The 16,303-nt window shown below is 73.0% G+C and carries 12 protein-coding genes and 6 pseudogenes; all 18 read left to right on the top strand.

The features are described 5' to 3' along the window. The first annotated feature begins 5 nt into the window (after positions 1 to 5). The 18 genes and pseudogenes from rpoZ (at position 6) to lgt (ending at position 16,303) form a co-directional block, all read left to right on the top strand. Positions 6 to 259, top strand: a pseudogene (rpoZ, locus tag QUE51_RS13890) (DNA-directed RNA polymerase subunit omega). A gap of 25 nt (positions 260 to 284) precedes the next feature. Then, positions 285 to 1,476 (top strand): annotated as a pseudogene (gene coaBC, locus QUE51_RS13895) (bifunctional phosphopantothenoylcysteine decarboxylase/phosphopantothenate--cysteine ligase CoaBC). 61 nt (positions 1,477 to 1,537) lie between these two features. Continuing rightward, on the top strand, positions 1,538 to 2,743 hold the full coding sequence (metK, locus tag QUE51_RS13900; protein WP_286276963.1) for a methionine adenosyltransferase: 1,206 nt from the start codon (positions 1,538 to 1,540) through the stop codon (positions 2,741 to 2,743). Between the two features lie 8 nt (positions 2,744 to 2,751). Next, positions 2,752 to 4,509, top strand: a complete 1,758-nt coding sequence (locus QUE51_RS13905; protein WP_350226667.1) for a primosomal protein N' family DNA-binding protein — start codon at positions 2,752 to 2,754, stop codon at positions 4,507 to 4,509. A 97-nt stretch (positions 4,510 to 4,606) separates the two neighbouring features. Next, positions 4,607 to 5,550 (top strand): annotated as a pseudogene (fmt, locus tag QUE51_RS13910) (methionyl-tRNA formyltransferase). Beyond that, positions 5,481 to 6,967: pseudogene (locus tag QUE51_RS13915) on the top strand (RsmB/NOP family class I SAM-dependent RNA methyltransferase). Before fmt ends, QUE51_RS13915 begins: the two co-directional pseudogenes overlap by 70 nt. An 11-nt stretch (positions 6,968 to 6,978) precedes the next feature. After that, positions 6,979 to 7,656 carry a ribulose-phosphate 3-epimerase gene (rpe, locus tag QUE51_RS13920; protein ID WP_286276964.1) on the top strand — a complete coding sequence of 226 codons (678 nt, stop codon included), beginning with the start codon at positions 6,979 to 6,981 and terminating at the stop codon, positions 7,654 to 7,656. Positions 7,657 to 7,765: 109 nt separating this feature from the next. Further along, positions 7,766 to 8,029 carry a phosphoribosyl-ATP diphosphatase gene (locus QUE51_RS13925; RefSeq protein WP_286276965.1) on the top strand — a complete coding sequence of 88 codons (264 nt, stop codon included), beginning with the start codon at positions 7,766 to 7,768 and terminating at the stop codon, positions 8,027 to 8,029. 46 nt (positions 8,030 to 8,075) lie between these two features. Next, positions 8,076 to 8,915 carry an ATP phosphoribosyltransferase gene (gene hisG, locus QUE51_RS13930; RefSeq protein WP_286276966.1) on the top strand — a complete coding sequence of 280 codons (840 nt, stop codon included), beginning with the start codon at positions 8,076 to 8,078 and terminating at the stop codon, positions 8,913 to 8,915. Beyond that, a complete protein-coding gene (gene hisF, locus QUE51_RS13935; RefSeq protein ID WP_286276968.1) occupies positions 8,915 to 9,679 on the top strand; it encodes an imidazole glycerol phosphate synthase subunit HisF in 765 nt (254 codons plus the stop codon). The genes hisG and hisF overlap by 1 nt, the downstream gene beginning before the upstream one ends. Further along, entirely contained in the window at positions 9,676 to 10,065 is a 390-nt protein-coding gene (gene hisI / locus QUE51_RS13940; protein WP_286276969.1) for a phosphoribosyl-AMP cyclohydrolase, read from the top strand. Before hisF ends, hisI begins: the two co-directional genes overlap by 4 nt. Further along, positions 10,062 to 11,593, top strand: a pseudogene (locus QUE51_RS13945) (anthranilate synthase component I). Before hisI ends, QUE51_RS13945 begins: the two are co-directional and overlap by 4 nt. A gap of 210 nt (positions 11,594 to 11,803) precedes the next feature. Continuing rightward, a complete protein-coding gene (locus QUE51_RS13950; RefSeq protein ID WP_286276970.1) occupies positions 11,804 to 12,193 on the top strand; it encodes a Trp biosynthesis-associated membrane protein in 390 nt (129 codons plus the stop codon). A gap of 20 nt (positions 12,194 to 12,213) precedes the next feature. Then, positions 12,214 to 12,468, top strand: a complete 255-nt coding sequence (locus QUE51_RS13955; protein ID WP_286276971.1) for an HGxxPAAW family protein — start codon at positions 12,214 to 12,216, stop codon at positions 12,466 to 12,468. Positions 12,469 to 12,481: 13 nt separating this feature from the next. Continuing rightward, a complete protein-coding gene (gene trpC, locus QUE51_RS13960; RefSeq protein WP_286279401.1) occupies positions 12,482 to 13,252 on the top strand; it encodes an indole-3-glycerol phosphate synthase TrpC in 771 nt (256 codons plus the stop codon). Then, positions 13,249 to 14,487, top strand: a complete 1,239-nt coding sequence (trpB, locus tag QUE51_RS13965; RefSeq protein WP_286276972.1) for a tryptophan synthase subunit beta — start codon at positions 13,249 to 13,251, stop codon at positions 14,485 to 14,487. The genes trpC and trpB overlap by 4 nt, the downstream gene beginning before the upstream one ends. Positions 14,488 to 14,519: 32 nt before the next feature. Next, positions 14,520 to 15,286: pseudogene (gene trpA / locus QUE51_RS13970) on the top strand (tryptophan synthase subunit alpha). Between the two features lie 27 nt (positions 15,287 to 15,313). After that, positions 15,314 to 16,303, top strand: a complete 990-nt coding sequence (gene lgt / locus QUE51_RS13975) for a prolipoprotein diacylglyceryl transferase (protein WP_434017273.1) — start codon at positions 15,314 to 15,316, stop codon at positions 16,301 to 16,303.

Here is a 16,303-nt window from a genome sequence, read left to right on the forward strand (position 1 = left end):
GACCCATGACCACCAACAAGTCCGCGGGCATCATCGACCCGCCGATCGACGACCTCCTGAGCAAGGTGGACTCCAAGTACGCCCTGGTGCTGTTCGCCAGCAAGCGGGCCCGCCAGATCAACGACTACTACGCCGACCTCCACGAGGAAGCCTCTTCGACAACGTCGGCCCCCTGGTCGACTCCTCGATCGACGACAAGCCGCTCTCGGTGGCGCTGCGCGAGATCAACGAGGACAAGCTCGTCGTCCGCGCCCTCTGAGCCGGGGATGACTCCCGGCGATCGACTGCGCGTCGTCGTCGGGATCACCGGCGGCATCGCGGCGTACAAGGCCGTCGGCCTTGTACGCCTCTTCGTGCTGGCCGGGCACGACGTCCACGTCATAGCGACGGAGGCGGCTCTGCGCTTCGTGGGGCTGCCCACGCTCGAGGCGATCAGCCGGAATCCGGTCGGCACCGACCTGTACGAGGGCGTCGCCCAGGTGCGCCATGTCGCGCTCGGCCAGTCCGCCGACGTGATCGTGGTCGCACCCGCAACGGCCAACACGCTCGCTCGGCTCGCGACCGGCATCGCCGACGACCTGCTCGGCACCACCGTGCTCGCGAGCTCGGCTCCGCTCGTGCTCGCCCCCGCGATGCACACGGAGATGTGGCAGCACCCTCCACCGTCGCCAACGTCGCCCTCCTCCGCGAGCGCGGCGCGCACATCGTCGGACCCGGCGTTGGCGCCCTCACCGGATCCGACGTCGGCCCCGGGCGCATGGCCGAGCCCGAGGAGATCCTCGCTGCGGCACTGGCTGCGGTGCGGCCCCAGGACCTCGCCGGCCGCCGCATCCTCGTCACCGCGGGGGCACGCGAGAGCCGCTCGACCCTGTCCGCTTCCTGGGCAACCGGTCGAGCGGACGCCAAGGCGTCGCACTGGCCGAGGCCGCGCGAGACCGCGGTGCGAGCGTCACGCTGATCGCCGCCCACCTCGAGGTGCCGGCCCCGCTCGGCGTCGAGGTCCGCACCGTCGAGACCACCGAGCAGCTCGCCGCGGCCGTCGCGGAGGGCGCGGCCCTCGCCGACACCGTGATCATGGCCGCGGCGGTCGCCGACTACCGCCCGGAGCGCGTCGCGGACGCGAAGCTCAAGAAGGAGTCGATGGGGGAGGAGTACGACCTCCGCCTGGTGCGCAACCCGGACATCCTCCGCGAGCTCACGTCCGGCCGGCTGGCGGCCGAGCGGCCGGAGGGACAGATCGTGATCGGCTTCGCCGCCGAGACGGAGCAGGACTCCGCGCGCCTCCTCGAGATGGCTCGGGAGAAGGCGGCGCGGAAGGGCGTCGACTACCTCGTCCTCAACAGGGTGGGCTGGGCGGAAGGTTTCGGCACCCCTCGTAACACGGTCACGGTGCTCGATCGGGCCGGCTCTATAGTGAGTGAGGCCGCGGGCGACAAGCTGTCGGTGGCCCACCGGATACTCGACGTCATCGTCTGAGCGGTTCGCACGAGGAGTTTCGTCGTCGCGGGGAGGCCCCGCCATTCACCCCTGGAGAGTCATGGCTGCGCTGCGCCTGTTCACCTCGGAGTCGGTGACGGAAGGCCACCCGGACAAGATCTGCGACCAGATCTCCGACTCCATCCTCGACGCGCTGCTCGAGCAGGACCCGGGCAGCCGCGTGGCCGTGGAGACCCTCGTCACCACCGGGCTCGTCCACGTCGCGGGCGAAGTGACCACCGAGGGGTACGCCGACATCCCGGGCATCGTCCGCGACCGCATCCGTGCGATCGGCTACGACTCGTCCGACAAGAGCTTCGACGCCGACAGCTGCGGCGTCTCGGTCTCGATCGGGGCGCAGTCGCCCGACATCGCGCAGGGCGTCGACAACGCCGGGGAGGTCCGCGAGGCCGCAGCCGGCTCGCCGGCGACCGACGCCCTCGACCACCTCGGCGCCGGCGACCAGGGCATCATGTTCGGCTTCGCCACCCGCGAGACCCCGCAGCTCATGCCGGTCCCCATCTGGCTGGCCCACCGGCTCGCCGAGCGCCTCGCCGAGGTGCGGCGCGAGGGCATCCTCGACTACCTGCGCCCGGACGGGAAGACGCAGGTCACCGTCGGGTACGACGGCCACACGCCGCGCAGCGTCGAGACGGTCGTCCTCTCCACCCAGCACGCGCCCTCCATCAGCACCGAGCAGCTGAGGGCCGAGGTGGCCGAGACGGTCATCCGCCCCGTCCTCGACACCGCGCCGCTGCACACCTCCAACGTCCGGCTCCTCATCAACCCGACCGGACGATTCGAGATCGGCGGGCCCAAGGGCGACGCCGGACTGACCGGCCGCAAGATCATCGTCGACACCTACGGCGGCGCCTCGCGGCACGGCGGCGGCGCGTTCAGCGGCAAGGACCCCTCCAAGGTCGACCGCTCCGGCGCCTACGCCCTGCGCTGGGTCGCGAAGAACGCGGTCGCCGCGGGACTCGCCGACCGGCTCGAGGTGCAGGTGGCGTACGCGATCGGCCGCTCAGGTCCGGTTGGCCTCTATGTCGAGAGCTTCGGCACGGGCACGGTCCCCGATGAGACGATCATCGCCGCGATCCGGGAGGTCTTCGACCTCCGCCCGGCCGCGATCATCCGCGACCTCGACCTCCTCCGCCCGATCTACGCGCGCACCTCGACCTACGGTCACTTCGGCCGCGAGCTCCCGGGGTTCACCTGGGAGCGCCTCGACCGCGTCGAGGACCTGCGCAGCGCAGCGGGGCTCTGACCGGGACCGTGGCCGCACCCGAGCACCCCGCCGTCGCGCGGGTGCTTCTCGACACCCCGCTGCCGCAGCTCGACCACCTCTTCGACTACCGCATCCCGGAGGAGCTCCGCGCGTCGGTGGTCCCCGGCGTGCGAGTGCGCGTGCCCCTCCGCATGGCGGGACGCATCGCCGACGCCTACGTCGTCGAGACGGCGGCCACGAGTGACGTGCCCGGGGAGCTCAGCGCCGTCGAAGCCCTCGTCTCCGAGCAGCGCGTGCTCACACCGGAGGTCTACGCGCTCGCTCGCTCGGTCGCCGACAGGGCGGCGGGGAGCGCGAGCGACGTTCTGCGGCTCGCCATCCCCAAGCGCCAGGTGCGGGTCGAGAAGGCCTGGCGGGACGGCCGCCGCCCGCCCGAGCCCGAGACGCGGCCCGCCGCTGTCCCGGTCACGGGCTACGGAGCCGAGCTCGACCTGACGCCCGGGGACCGGGTCGCCGTGGACGGGCTGACCGGGGTCGTCCGGCTGGGGGACTCGTGGGTCGGCGCGTGGGCGGTCACCCTCGCCGAGCTCGCGGTCCGCGAGGTCGCCGCGGGCCGCAGCGCGATCCTCGCCCTGCCGGACTACCGGGACCAGGACCAGGTGGAGGCGGCCCTCGCCGCGGTGGCCGGGGGAGCCGTCGTGCTGCGCCTGGACGCCCGGCAGAGCAACGCCGAGCGGTACGCGTCCTTCCTCTCCGCGCTCGAGGACAGGCCGTGCATCGTGGTCGGCAACCGGTCGGCCGTGTACGCGCCGGTGGCGCGGCTCGGGCTCATCGCCCTCTGGAACGACGGCGACTCGCTCTTCGCCGAGCCGCTCGCGCCCTACGTGCACGCGCGGGATGCCGCTCTCGTGCGGCAGGAGCAGTCCGGCTGCTCCCTCGTGCTGCTCAGCCTGTCCCGCTCGGCGGCCACGCAGCGCCTGGTGGAGCTCGGCTGGCTGCGCGCGGTGTCGCCGCCCAAAGCGCGGACCCCCGCCGTCGTCCTCACGCCTGACGACGCCGGGTCGCCGCGCATCCCGCAGGCCGCCTGGCGGGCGGCGACCGAGGCTCTCGTGCTGGGCCCGGTGCTCCTGCAGGTGGCCCGCCCGGGCAATGCCGCGCTCGACGCGCTCAAGGCGGGCACGCCGATGGCGGCGGACGCGGGCCGCACCGCGCACGACCTGGCCCGCGCCTTCCCCGGCGTGCGCGTGCAGATCTCCGACGGCGAGCGGCCGCTCGAGCGCGTCACCGACGAGCGAGCCCTCATCATCGCCACGCGGGGGCCGAGCCGATCGCGGACGGCGGCTACCAGGCCGTGCTGCTGCTCGACGGGCAGCGCATGCTCATGCGCGAGAGCGCGCGCGTCGCGGAGGACTGCCTGCGGTGGTGGTCGGCCGCGGCTTCCTCGCCGCGCCCGGCGCGCCGGTGCACCTCGTCGGCGTCACCGGGCCGCTCGGCCTCGCGCTGGCCACCTGGCGGCAGTCGGACTTCCTGTCCCGCGAGCTCGCCGACCGGAGGCAGCTCCGCTTCCCGCCGGCCGTGCGGGTCGCGACCGTCACCGGCCCGCTGCGCCTCGTGGAGCCCCTGCTCGCCGAGGCGCAGGCCGCAGGCGCGACCGTGGTCAGCAGCGAGCACGACGAGTCGGGCGTGCGCACCGTGCTGCGCTTCGACTACGCGCACGGTGCGGCGGTGGCCGGCGTCCTCCGCACCGGGATCGTCCGCGCGGCCGGCGGCCGGCGTGCCCGGGACCGGACTGCGGACGGGCGTGACCAGCGACCTGCACCTACACTCAGAGTCCGAATGGATGACCCCGATGCGCTCTGACGGCCGCGGCAGCTCCGCTCGCGCGGCAATGGGAGGCAGGCGATGAGGCTCGTCTTCGCCGGAACTCCCACCCCCGCCGTGCCGAGCCTCGAGGCCCTCGCCGCCGGGCCGCACGAGCTCGCCGCCGTGCTCACCCGGCCGGATGCGCCGGTCGGCCGCAAGCGCATCCTCACGCCGTCGCCGGTGGCGGTGTGCGCGGCCGAGCTCGGGCTGCCCGTCGACCGGCCCGCTGCGCTCGACGCGGAGTACGCGACGGGGCTGGCGGCGCTTCAGCCGGACCTGGGCGTGGTGGTGGCCTACGGCGCACTGCTGCGGGATCCTCTCCTGTCCCTGCCCCGGCTCGGCTGGATCAACCTGCACTTCTCCCTGCTCCCGCGCTGGCGGGGCGCCGCGCCGGTGCAGCACGCGCTGCTCGCGGGCGACCGCGAGACCGGCGCGAGCGTGTTCCAGCTGGAGCGCGGCATGGACACCGGGCCCGTGTTCGGGATGCTGCGCCGGGACATCGGGCCGGACGAGACGGCAGGCGACCTGCTCGACGCGCTCGCCCGCGACGGGGCCGGCCTCCTCTCCCGCGTCGTCGACGAGCTCGCGGCGGGAACCGCCACGGCGGCGCCCCAGGTGGGCGAGCCCACCCTCGCCCCGAAGCTGTCCCTGCTCGACGGCGCTCTCGACTGGCGCGAGCCGGGGAGCGCGTGCTCGACCGCGTCCGGGGCGCGACACCTGAGCCGGGGGCGTTCCTCGCCCTCGCCGACGGGAGGCTCAAGGTGCTGGCCGCGCGGCGGGCTCCCGCGGCCGAGCGACCGGAGCCGGGCCGGCTGATCCTCTCCGGCGGCAAGGTGCTCCTCGGCACGGGCGACGACCCGATCGAGCTGGTCCGAGTCCAGGCGGCAGGCGGCCGTGCCCTGGAGGCCGCCGCCTGGTGGCGGGGCCTCCGCACGGACGCGCTGGATGCCGCCCTCCCGCCGACCCAGGACGTGCGCGCGTGAGCGCTCCGCGCACCCGCACGCCGGCGGTGCAGCCGGCTCGGCGGGTCGCCCTCGAGGTCATCCGTGCGGTCTCGGCGGAGGACGCGTACGCCAACCTCCTGCTCCCCGCGCGCGTCCATCGCGCGGGCCTCGACACCGCCGACGCTGCCCTCGCCACCGAGCTGACCTACGGCACCCTGCGCCGGTCCGGCTACTACGACCGGGTGATCGAGCTCGCCTCCGGACGACCGATCGTCAAGATCGACCCGCCCCTGCGCGACATCCTGCGCCTGGCGACCCACCAGCTGCTCTCCATGCGGGTCGCCCCGCATGCCGCCGTCAACGAGGCGGTCCTCCAGACCAAGACCTCCGGCGTCCGGTCCGGCACGGGGTTCGTCAACGGCGTGCTCCGCTCGATCGCCCGCACCGACCGCGAGGAGTGGCTGCACCGGGTGCTCGACGGCACGGACGGCGAGTACGAGCGCCTCTCCGTGCTGCACTCGCATCCGGCGTGGGTCGTCGAGGCGTTCCGGGCCGCCCTGGCCGAGGACGGCCGGGAGTCCGAGCTCACCTACCTGCTCGAGGCGGACAACGCGCCGCCCAAGGTCGGGCTCGTCGCGCTGCCCGGCCTCGGCGAGCGCGGCGAGGTGGGCCTCGGCGCCACCGAGTTCTCGCCGATCGGCATGGTGCTGAGCGGCGGCGACCCGCTCAGCCTCCCCGCCGTTCGGGAGGGCACCGTCCGGGTGCAGGACGAGGGCTCGCAGCTCGCGGCGCTCGCCCTGACGCGAGCTCGGCCGGTGATGCTGGGGGAGCGGTGGCTCGACATGTGCGCAGGCCCCGGCGGCAAGGCGGCCGTGCTGGCAGCGGAGGCGGCGGTCGGCGGTGCGTCGCTGCTCGCCAACGAGGTCGTCCCCGGACGGGCGGACCTCGTCCAGAACGCGCTCGACGCCGTCCCGGGCGTCCACGAGGTCGTGGTCGGGGACGGCCGCCGGTTCGGCACCGGCCAGGAGGGCCTCTTCGACCGGATCCTGCTCGACGCCCCGTGCACCGGCCTCGGCGCCCTGCGGCGACGGCCCGAGGCGCGGTGGCGCAAGTTCCCCGAGGACGTGGCCGCACTCGTGCCCATCCAGCGCGATCTCCTCGACTCGGCGATCGCCGCGCTCAAGCCCGGCGGGCTGCTCGCCTACGTCACGTGCTCGCCGCACCTGGAGGAGACGCGGGAGGTGGTCGCCGGCGCCCTGGCCGCACACGAGACGCTCGTTCCGGTCGACACCGCCGCCGTTCTCTCCGAGGTGACCGGGGAGCGCTGCGCGCCGCAGCGGTCGGCGATGCCGTGCAGCTGTGGCCGCACCGGCACGGCACCGACGGCATGTTCATCGCGCTGCTCACGAAGTCGGGCGGACTGCCGGCCGCCGGGCGTCCGGTCGCCGCTCAGTAGACTTCTCGACCGTGGCGCTGCACATCCACCCGAGCATCCTGGCGGCCGACTTCGCGAACCTCGAGCGGGAGCTCCAGCGCATCGGAGAGGCCGACCTCGTCCACGTCGACGTCATGGACAACCACTTCGTGCCCAACCTCACGCTCGGGCTGCCTGTCGTGGAGCGCCTGGCGGAGGTGAGCCCGCTGCCGCTCGACCTGCACCTCATGATCGACGACCCCGACCGCTGGGCGCCCGACTACGCCGCCGCAGGAGCCGCGTCGGTCACCTTCCACGCGGAGGCGGCGCGGGATGCGGTGGCGACCGCCCGGGCCATCCGCGCCCGCGGCGTGCGGGCCGGTCTGGCGCTCAAGCCCGCGTCGTCGGCCGACCAATGGCTGCCGCTGCTCGACGAGTTCGACCTCCTCCTCGTCATGACGGTGGAGCCCGGCTTCGGCGGCCAGGAGTTCATGGCCGAGACCATGCCGAAGCTCGCGCAGCTCGCCGACGCCGCCGCGCGCGAGGGCCGTGACCTGCGCCTCCAGGTGGACGGCGGCATCTCGCCCCGCACCATCGGCATCGCGGCCGAGAACGGCGCGAACTCCTTCGTCGCGGGGTCCAGCATCTTCGGCTCCGCCGACCCGGGCGCCACGATCCGCGAGCTCCGCGACGCAGCCCAGCGCGCGCTCGAGGCGGCCCCGCAACGCTGAGCTCCAGGCCCGCCTCCAGCAGGAATTTCTGCGCTCGGCAGTGCGTCAGGGGGCCTGCAGTCCTGCTCAGTGCAGAAAGTCCTGCCGAACGGCCCGGTAGCCTGGTGCGGTGAAGACGTTCGACGACCTGTTCGCGGAGCTCGCGGGCAAGGCGCAGACCCGGCCCGCCGGTTCCGGCACGGTCGCGGAGCTCGACGCCGGCGTCCACGCGATCGGCAAGAAGGTCGTCGAGGAGGCCGCCGAGGTTTGGATGGCCGCAGAGTACGAGTCGGACGAGCGCGTCGCCGAGGAGATCTCGCAGCTGCTGTACCACCTGCAGGTGCTCCTTCTCGCGCGCGGGCTCAGCCCCGAGGACGTCTACCGACATCTCTGATCGGTTCCAATCGACAACCTCCACGACACCCTCCCCGAAAGCAGCCATGCTGAAGATCGCAGTGCCCAACAAGGGCACGCTCAGTGAGACCGCGGCCGACATGCTCCGCGAAGCGGGCTACGCGGTCCGCCGCGACCCCAAAGAGCTCATCGTCGCCGACCCCCGCAACGACGCCGAGTTCTTCTACCTGCGTCCCCGCGACATCGCCACCTACGTCGGCTCGGGCGCCCTCGACGTGGGCATCACCGGCCGCGACCTCCTCCTCGACTCCGGCTCAGCCGCGCAGGAGGTGCAGGAGCTCGACTTCGGCGCCTCCACCTTCCGCTTCGCCGGGCCCATCGGCCGCTTCTCCTCGCTCGCCGACCTGCAGGGCGCGCGCGTCGCCACGAGCTACACGGGCCTCGTCGGCGAGTTCCTCGCCCGCGAGGGCGTCGAGGTCGAGCTGATCCGCCTCGACGGCGCCGTGGAGTCGGCCGTGCGACTCGGCGTCGCGGATGCCGTGGCCGACGTGGTGGAGACTGGAAGCACCCTGCGCAAGCAGGGGCTCGAGATCTTCGGCCCGGTCATCCTCGAGTCGAGTGCCGTGCTCATCACCACCGATCGGACGCGACCGGGCATCGACACCCTCGGGCGCCGGCTGCAGGGCGTCATGGTCGCCCACCAGTACGTGCTCATGGACTACGACCTGCCCGCCGACCTCATCGACGCCGCGTCGGCGGTCACGCCGGGGCTGGAGTCGCCGACCGTGTCGCCGCTGCGCGACACCGGCTGGGTCGCGGTCCGCGTCATGGTGCCGCGCTCGGACACCAACCAGGTGATGGACGCGCTGTACGAGATCGGGGCCAGGGCGATCCTCGTCAGCCCGATCCACGCGGCCCGCATCTGATGTCCCTCGCGGTCCGGGTGATCCCCTGCCTCGACGTCGCCGACGGGCGCGTGGTGAAGGGCGTCAACTTCGAGAACCTGCGGGACGCCGGCGACCCGGTCGCGCTGTCCAAGAGCTACTACGAGCAGGGCGCCGACGAGCTCACCTTCCTCGACGTCACGGCGACGACCGAGGAGCGCGACACGATGTACGACGTCGTGCGGCGCACTGCGGAGCAGGTGTTCGTCCCGCTCACGGTGGGCGGCGGCGTGCGCTCGACGACCGACGTCGCGCGGCTCCTCGCGAGCGGTGCGGACAAGATCGGCGTCAACAGCGCCGCCATCGCGCGCCCGCCCCTGATCGCCGAGATCGCCGACCGCTTCGGCGCGCAGGTGATCGTGCTCTCGCTCGACGTGAAGCGGGCGCCCGGCACGGCGTCCGGCTTCGTCGTCACCACGCACGGCGGCCGCCGGCTCACCGAGCTCGATGCCCTCGAGTGGGCAGCGGAGGCGATCGGCCTCGGGGCGGGCGAGCTGCTCGTCAACTCGATCGATGCGGACGGCACGAAGGCCGGATACGATCTCGACCTCATCACCGCGATGCGGGCGATCAGCAGCGTGCCGGTCGTCGCATCGGGCGGGGCGGGAGCGCTGCGCGACTTCGCTCCGGCCGTGCACGCCGGAGCGGACGCCGTGCTGGCCGCATCCGTCTTCCACTCGGGCCAGCTGACCATCGGCGAGGTCAAGCGGGAGCTGCAGGACGAAGGGATCGAGGTCCGCGCATGAGCGAGACGACGGCCGACGGCACCGACGCGGCGGACGTCCTCGCCCGCGCGCGGTTCGACGCCGCGGGGCTGCTGCCTGCGATCATCCAGGAGGAGGGCAGCCGCGACGTCCTCATGCTGGGCTGGATGGACGCCGAGGCGATGCGCCGCACGCTGACCGAGGGGCGGGTCACGTTCTGGTCCCGCAGCCGGCAGGAGTACTGGCGCAAGGGCGACACATCCGGCAACGTCCAGTACGTGCGCGCGGCGGCGCTCGACTGCGACTCCGACGCGCTCCTCGTGACCGTGCATCAGGTGGGTCCCGCCTGTCACACGGGGGCCCACGCGTGCTTCGATGTGGATCCGCTGCGCCCCGTGCTCGGCGGACCTCGGGAGGGCGACCGATGACCACCACGTCACGCGCGACGTTCGACCGCCTGGTCCCGAACCACCGCGTCGTGCCCGTCGTCCGCGAGCTGTTCGCGGGCGAGGAGACCCCGGTCGGGATCTACCGCAAGCTCGCGACGCGCGTGGACGGTAGCCCTCGGCCGGGCACCTTCCTGCTCGAGTCGGCGGAGCAGGGCGGCATCTGGTCCCGGTGGTCGTTCGTCGGCGTCGCGTCCTTCGGCGTGCTGACGCAGCGGGGCGGCGAAGCGGCCTGGATCTCGGGGGTGCTCGACGAGGACCGCGCCTTCGGGCCCGGGTCGATGCCGGCCCCGCTCGACGCGGTCGCCAAGCTCGTGGAGCGCTGGCGTACGCCGCGCATCCCGGGTCTGCCGCCGCTGACCGGCGGACTCGTCGGGTTCATCGGCTGGGAGGCGATCCGCCAGATCGAGCGCCTGCCGGACGCCCCGCCCGCCGAGTTCGACGTTCCTGGCCAGGCGCTGAGCTTCGTCTCCGAGCTCGTGGTCGTCGACCACAAGCTGGGCTCGGTGCTGCTCGTCGTGACCGTGCTCGCGGACGGCGAGGATCCGGTCGACGACCTCTGGGCGGACGCGCAGGCGCGGCTCGACGGTCTGCAGACGCGGCTGGCGCAGCCCCTGCCCGCCGACCTCGCGATCGCCGACTTCGCCGTCACGCCGTCGCCCCGGCTCCGGACCAAGCGCGCCGACTTCCTCGCGTCGATCGACCGGGCCAAGGAGCACATCCGCGACGGCGACATCTTCCAGGTCGTCATCTCGCAGCGGTTCGAGCTGGACTCGTCCGCGTCACCCGTGGACGTGTACCGGGTCCTGCGTGCGCTCAACCCCAGCCCGTACATGTACCTGCTCGCGCTGGAGCGGCCGAACGGGACGCCGTACTCGGTCGTGGGATCCTCGCCCGAGGCGCTCGTGAAGGTGAGCGAGGGGCGCGTGTTCACGCACCCCATCGCCGGCTCCAAGCCCCGGGGCGCGACGCCCGAGGAGGACACCGACCTCGCCGACACGCTCGCTGCCGACCCCAAGGAGCGCGCCGAGCACCTCATGCTCGTCGACCTGGCCCGCAACGACATCTCCAAGGTGTGCGTCGCGGGCACCGTCGAGGTCACCGAGTTCATGCGGATCGAGCGGTTCAGCCACATCATGCACCTCGTGTCCTCGGTGGAGGGCGAGCTGCGGCCCGACGCCGACGCGGTCGACGTCTTCCGCGCGACCTTCCCCGCCGGGACGCTCTCCGGCGCACCCAAGCCGCGCGCCCTCGAGATCATCGACGAGCTCGAGCCCGCTCAGCGGGGCGTCTACGGGGAGTGGTCGGCTACTTCGACTTCGCCGGGGATGCCGACCTCGCGATCGCGATCCGCACGGCCCTGCTCTCCGACGGCATCGCTCGGGTGCAGGCAGGGGGCGGCCTCGTCGCGGACTCGGACCCGCCGTCCGAGTACGCCGAGTCGCAGAACAAGGCGGCGGCGCCGCTGCGCGCCGTCGCGATCGCGAACGCCCTGCGGAGGGTGCGCTGACGGCGCGCCCGCCCCGCGACGGCGCACGCGACGGCCGCAAGCGGAAGTACGCGCTGCTCGCCGCGGTGCTGGTCGCGGCCGGTGTCCTGCTCGCCGCCGCGAACACGACCTGGCTGAGCGTGACGCTCAAGGCGACGACCGGCACCGTCGAGGTGACCGGAGGAGGCGGCGCCCGCGCTCAATGGCCTCGCCCTGGCCGCCGTCGCGTGCGTGGGTGCGGCCAGCATCGCCCCGCGCGTGCTCCGCTACGTTCTGGCGGCGGTGCTCGCCCTGCTCGGCGCCGGCGCCGTGCTGTCCCCGCTGCCCGTGCTCGCCGATCCGGTGAGCGGGGCCGAGCATCGCGTGTCCGCGCTGACCGGCGTGACAGGGCACGACTCGGTGCGCGGCCTGGTCGACTCCGTCGGCCTGACAGCATGGCCCGTGGTCGCGATCGTCGCGGGCGTACTCGTGGTCCTCCTCGCGATCGCGGTGGCCGTTACGGCCGCCTCCTGGCCGGGCACGGCGCGCCGCTACGGCGACGGCGATGCGGCCGCGACGCCCTCCGATCCGTGGGATGCGCTGACCCGCGGAGCCGACCCGACTGGCGGCCCCGAACGGTGACCCCCGCTAGACTCCTGGACATGAGCAACGAGCACTCCGAGCCCGGACACGGCGATTCTCCTGCCGCCTGGACCGCTGTCGTCGTCATGCTGGTCGGAATCGCCGCGGGCACCGTGGGGCTCTTCCTCCACTTCACCTACCCGGGCAGCTGGGACATCCTCATCTGGGCGGGCGTGATCGTCCTCGTGGTCGGCGCGATCCTCGGCTTCGTGCTCAAGCGCATGGGCTTCGGTGTCGACGGGTCGAGATCCGTCTCCAAAGCCTCCTCGCACTAGGAGCCCCGTGTCCCTGCTCATCGACCTCGTCGAGGGCGCCCGTGCCGACGCCGAGACCCGGCGCGTCACCACGCCGTATGCGGCGGTGGAATCGCTCGCCGCCACGGCGCCGGCACCGCTCGACGTCCTCGACGCCCTCCGCCCTGCGGACCGCGTGAAGATCCTCGCCGAGGTGAAGCGCGCCAGTCCTTCCCGAGGCCGGCTCGCCGACATCCCCGACCCCGCGGCCCTCGCGGTCTCCTACGAGACCGGGGGAGCGAGCGCGATCAGCGTTCTCACCGAGGAGCGGCGCTTCCGCGGCTCGCTGGACGACCTGCGGGACGTCCGCGCCGCCGTGTCGCTGCCGGTGCTCCGCAAGGACTTCCTCATCGACGAGTACCAGGTGCTCGAGGCCCGCGCGGCCGGCGCCGACCTGGTGCTGCTCATCGTCGCCGCCCTCGACCAGCCGACGCTCGCGCGGCTGTTCGACTTCACGACCTCGCTCGGCATGACCGCGCTCGTCGAGACGCACGATGCGGACGAGGTCGAGCGCGCGCTCGAGGTCGGAGCCGGGCTCATCGGCGTCAACGCGCGCGACCTCAGCACGTTCGAGCTCGACCAGGACCTCTTCGGTCGCCTGGCCGATCGCATCCCCGGCTCGGTCATCCGGGTCGCCGAGTCGGCGGTCAAGAGCGCCGCCGACGTGGCCCACTACCGCAAGGCCGGTGCGGACGTCGTCCTCGTCGGAGAAGCCCTCGTCACCGGAGACCCCGTGGCGAGAATCCAGGAGTTCCTCAGCGCATGACCGACGACACCCTCAGCGAGAAGCTCAGCCGCTTCTCCCAGCCCGGCCCCTACTTCGGCGAGTACGGCGGCCGCTACGCTCCCGAGCCGCTCATCGCGGCTCTCGACGAGCTGACCGTCGCGTGGGAGGCCGCGAAGCACGACCCGGCGTTCCGGCTCGAGCTCGACGACCTGCACCGCACCTACACCGGACGGCCGTCGATCATCACCGAGGTGCCGCGCTTCGCCGAGCACGCGGGCGGCGCGCGGATCATCCTCAAGCGCGAGGACCTCAACCACACCGGCTCGCACAAGATCAACAACGTGCTCGGCCAGGCGCTGCTCACCAAGCGCATCGGCAAGAGCCGGGTCATCGCGGAGACCGGCGCCGGCCAGCACGGCGTCGCGACGGCGACCGCCGCCGCGCTCTTCGGCCTCGACTGCGTGGTCTATATGGGCGAGGTGGACACCGAGCGCCAGGCGCTCAACGTCGCGCGGATGCGCCTGCTGGGCGCCGAGGTCATCCCGGTCACCACCGGCTCGCGCACGCTGAAGGACGCGATCAACGAGGCGATGCGGGACTGGGTGACGAACGTCGGCACCACCAACTACGTCTTCGGCACCGTCGCCGGCCCGCACCCGTTCCCCGCGATGGTCCGCGACCTCCAGCGGATCATCGGCGACGAGGCGCGCGAGCAGGTCCTCGAGCTCACCGGCTCGCTGCCGCACGCGGTCGCCGCCTGCGTCGGCGGGGGAAGCAACGCCATGGGCATCTTCACGGCCTTCCTCGACGACAGCGAGGTCGGGCTCTACGGGTTCGAGGCCGCGGGCGACGGCGTGGACACGCCTCGTCACGCCGCGACCATCTCGCGCGGCCGGCCCGGCGTGCTGCACGGCGCCCGCAGCTACCTGCTGCAGGACGAGGACGGGCAGACGCTCGAGTCGCACTCGATCTCGGCGGGCCTCGACTACCCGGGCGTCGGTCCGGAGCACGCCTGGCTGTCGGACATCGGGCGCGCGAGCTACCGCCCGATCACCGACGCCCAGGCCATGTCGGCGCTGCGTCTGCTCAGCCGGACCGAGGGGATCATCCCCGCCATCGAGTCGTCGCACGCGCTGGCGGGAGCGCTCGACCTCGGGCGCGAGCTCGGCCCCGACGCGGTCATCCTCGTGAACCTCAGCGGGCGCGGGGACAAGGACATGACGACGGCCGGCCACTACTTCGACCTCCTCGACCGCGATGCGGAGCAGGTGTGAGCGCCTCGCGGACCGCGGCCAGCGTCGCGGACATGCTCGCCGCGCGGCGGGACGCCGGGACCGGCGCCCTCGTCGGCTACCTGCCCATCGGCTTCCCCGACCTGCCCACCAGCATCGAGGCAGCCGTCGCCCTGGTCGAGAACGGGGTGGACGCCCTCGAGCTCGGCCTGCCGTACTCGGACCCGGTCATCGACGGGCCGGTCATCCAGGCCGCCACGCAGCGCGCCCTCGCTGGCGGGTTCCGGCTGAGGCACGGCTTCGAGGCGGTTCAAGCCGTGCGCGAGCGGGTCGACGCCCCGATCCTCCTCATGACCTACTGGAACCCGGTGCTGCAGTACGGCGTCGAGCGGTTCGCCGACGACCTCGCGGCCGCGGGCGGGTCCGGGCTCATCACCCCGGACCTCATCCCGGACGAGGCGGGGAGTGGCTCGCCGCCTCCGAGCGCACCGGCCTCGACCGCGTCTTCCTCGCCGCGCCCTCCTCGAGCGACGCCCGCCTCGCCCGCGCCGTCGAGGTGAGCAGGGGCTTCGTCTACGCCGTCTCGACGATGGGCATCACGGGGGCACGCGCCGACGTCGACCGGGCCGCCCGCGGCGTGGTCGAGCGGCTGCGCGCGGCCGGCGCGGAGAACGCCTGCGTCGGCATCGGCATCTCCACCGCCGAGCAGGTGCGTGAGGTCCTCGGCTACGCCGACGGCGCGATCGTCGGCTCGGCCCTGGTCAGCGCGCTGGCCGAGGGCGGCGTCGCCGCGGTCGCCGAGACCGCGGCTCGCCTGGCCGCAGGCACCCGTCCCGCGTAACCGGTCCGAGCCGACCCCTGTAGTAGCCTGAGCCATCGTGACGCCGCGCAGCATCCCGAGCCCCCGCCCGAGTGGAGCTCGTTCAGCCTGGGGATCTTCACGATCCACGCCTACGCGATCTGCATCCTCGTCGGGATCGTCGTCGCTCTGGTGCTCACCTCGCGCCGCCTCACCCGCCGCGGTGCCGAGCCGGGCGTCGCGGTCGACATCGCGCTCTGGGCCGTCGTGTTCGGGATCATCGTGGCGCGGCTGTACCACGTGTTCACCCACCCCGGCGACTACTTCGGCGAGGGCAAGAACCTCTGGGCCATCCTCTTCATCTGGGAGGGCGGCAACGCGATCTTCGGCTCCCTCATCGGCGGCGCCATCGGTGCCTACATCGGCTGCCGGATCACCGGGGTGCGGTTCTGGACGTTCGCCGACGCGCTGGCGCCGGGGATGCTCCTCGCCCAGGCGATCGGCCGCTTGGGGAACTGGTTCAACCACGAGCTCTTCGGCCAGCCCACCAACCTGCCGTGGGGCCTCGAGATCGAGTCGTCCAACCCCGCGTTCCCCGTGGGCCTGGCGGACGGCACCCTCTTCCACCCGACCTTCCTCTACGAGATCCTCTGGAACGTGTTCGGCGCCGTCCTGCTGCTCCTCATCGAGCGCGAGTGGCGCCTGCAGTGGGGCAAGCTCTTCGCCCTGTACCTCATCTGGTACGGGCTCGGCCGCATCTGGTTCGAGTCGATCCGCGTGGATCCGAGCCAGATCTTCTTCGGCCTCCGGGTCAACGTCGAGGCGGCCATCCTCGCGGTGCTGATCGGCATCGTCATCTTCGTGGTCCAGCGGCGACGGCACCCGGGCGTCGAGCCCGGCCCGTACGTGCCGGGCCGCGAGTGGGGTCGGGACGATCAGGTAGAGTCGCGCTACACCGCAGAGGACTTCGAGCGGCCCGGCGACGACGACGACCAGGAGTCCGCGGAAGTGCCGGCCACAAGCTCGGCCTCTCCGAGAAGCGGCTCCACGCGACTCTGA

This window comes from Naasia aerilata (assembly GCF_030296595.1).
In the GTDB taxonomy this organism is placed as follows: Bacteria; Actinomycetota; Actinomycetes; order Actinomycetales; family Microbacteriaceae; genus Naasia; species Naasia aerilata.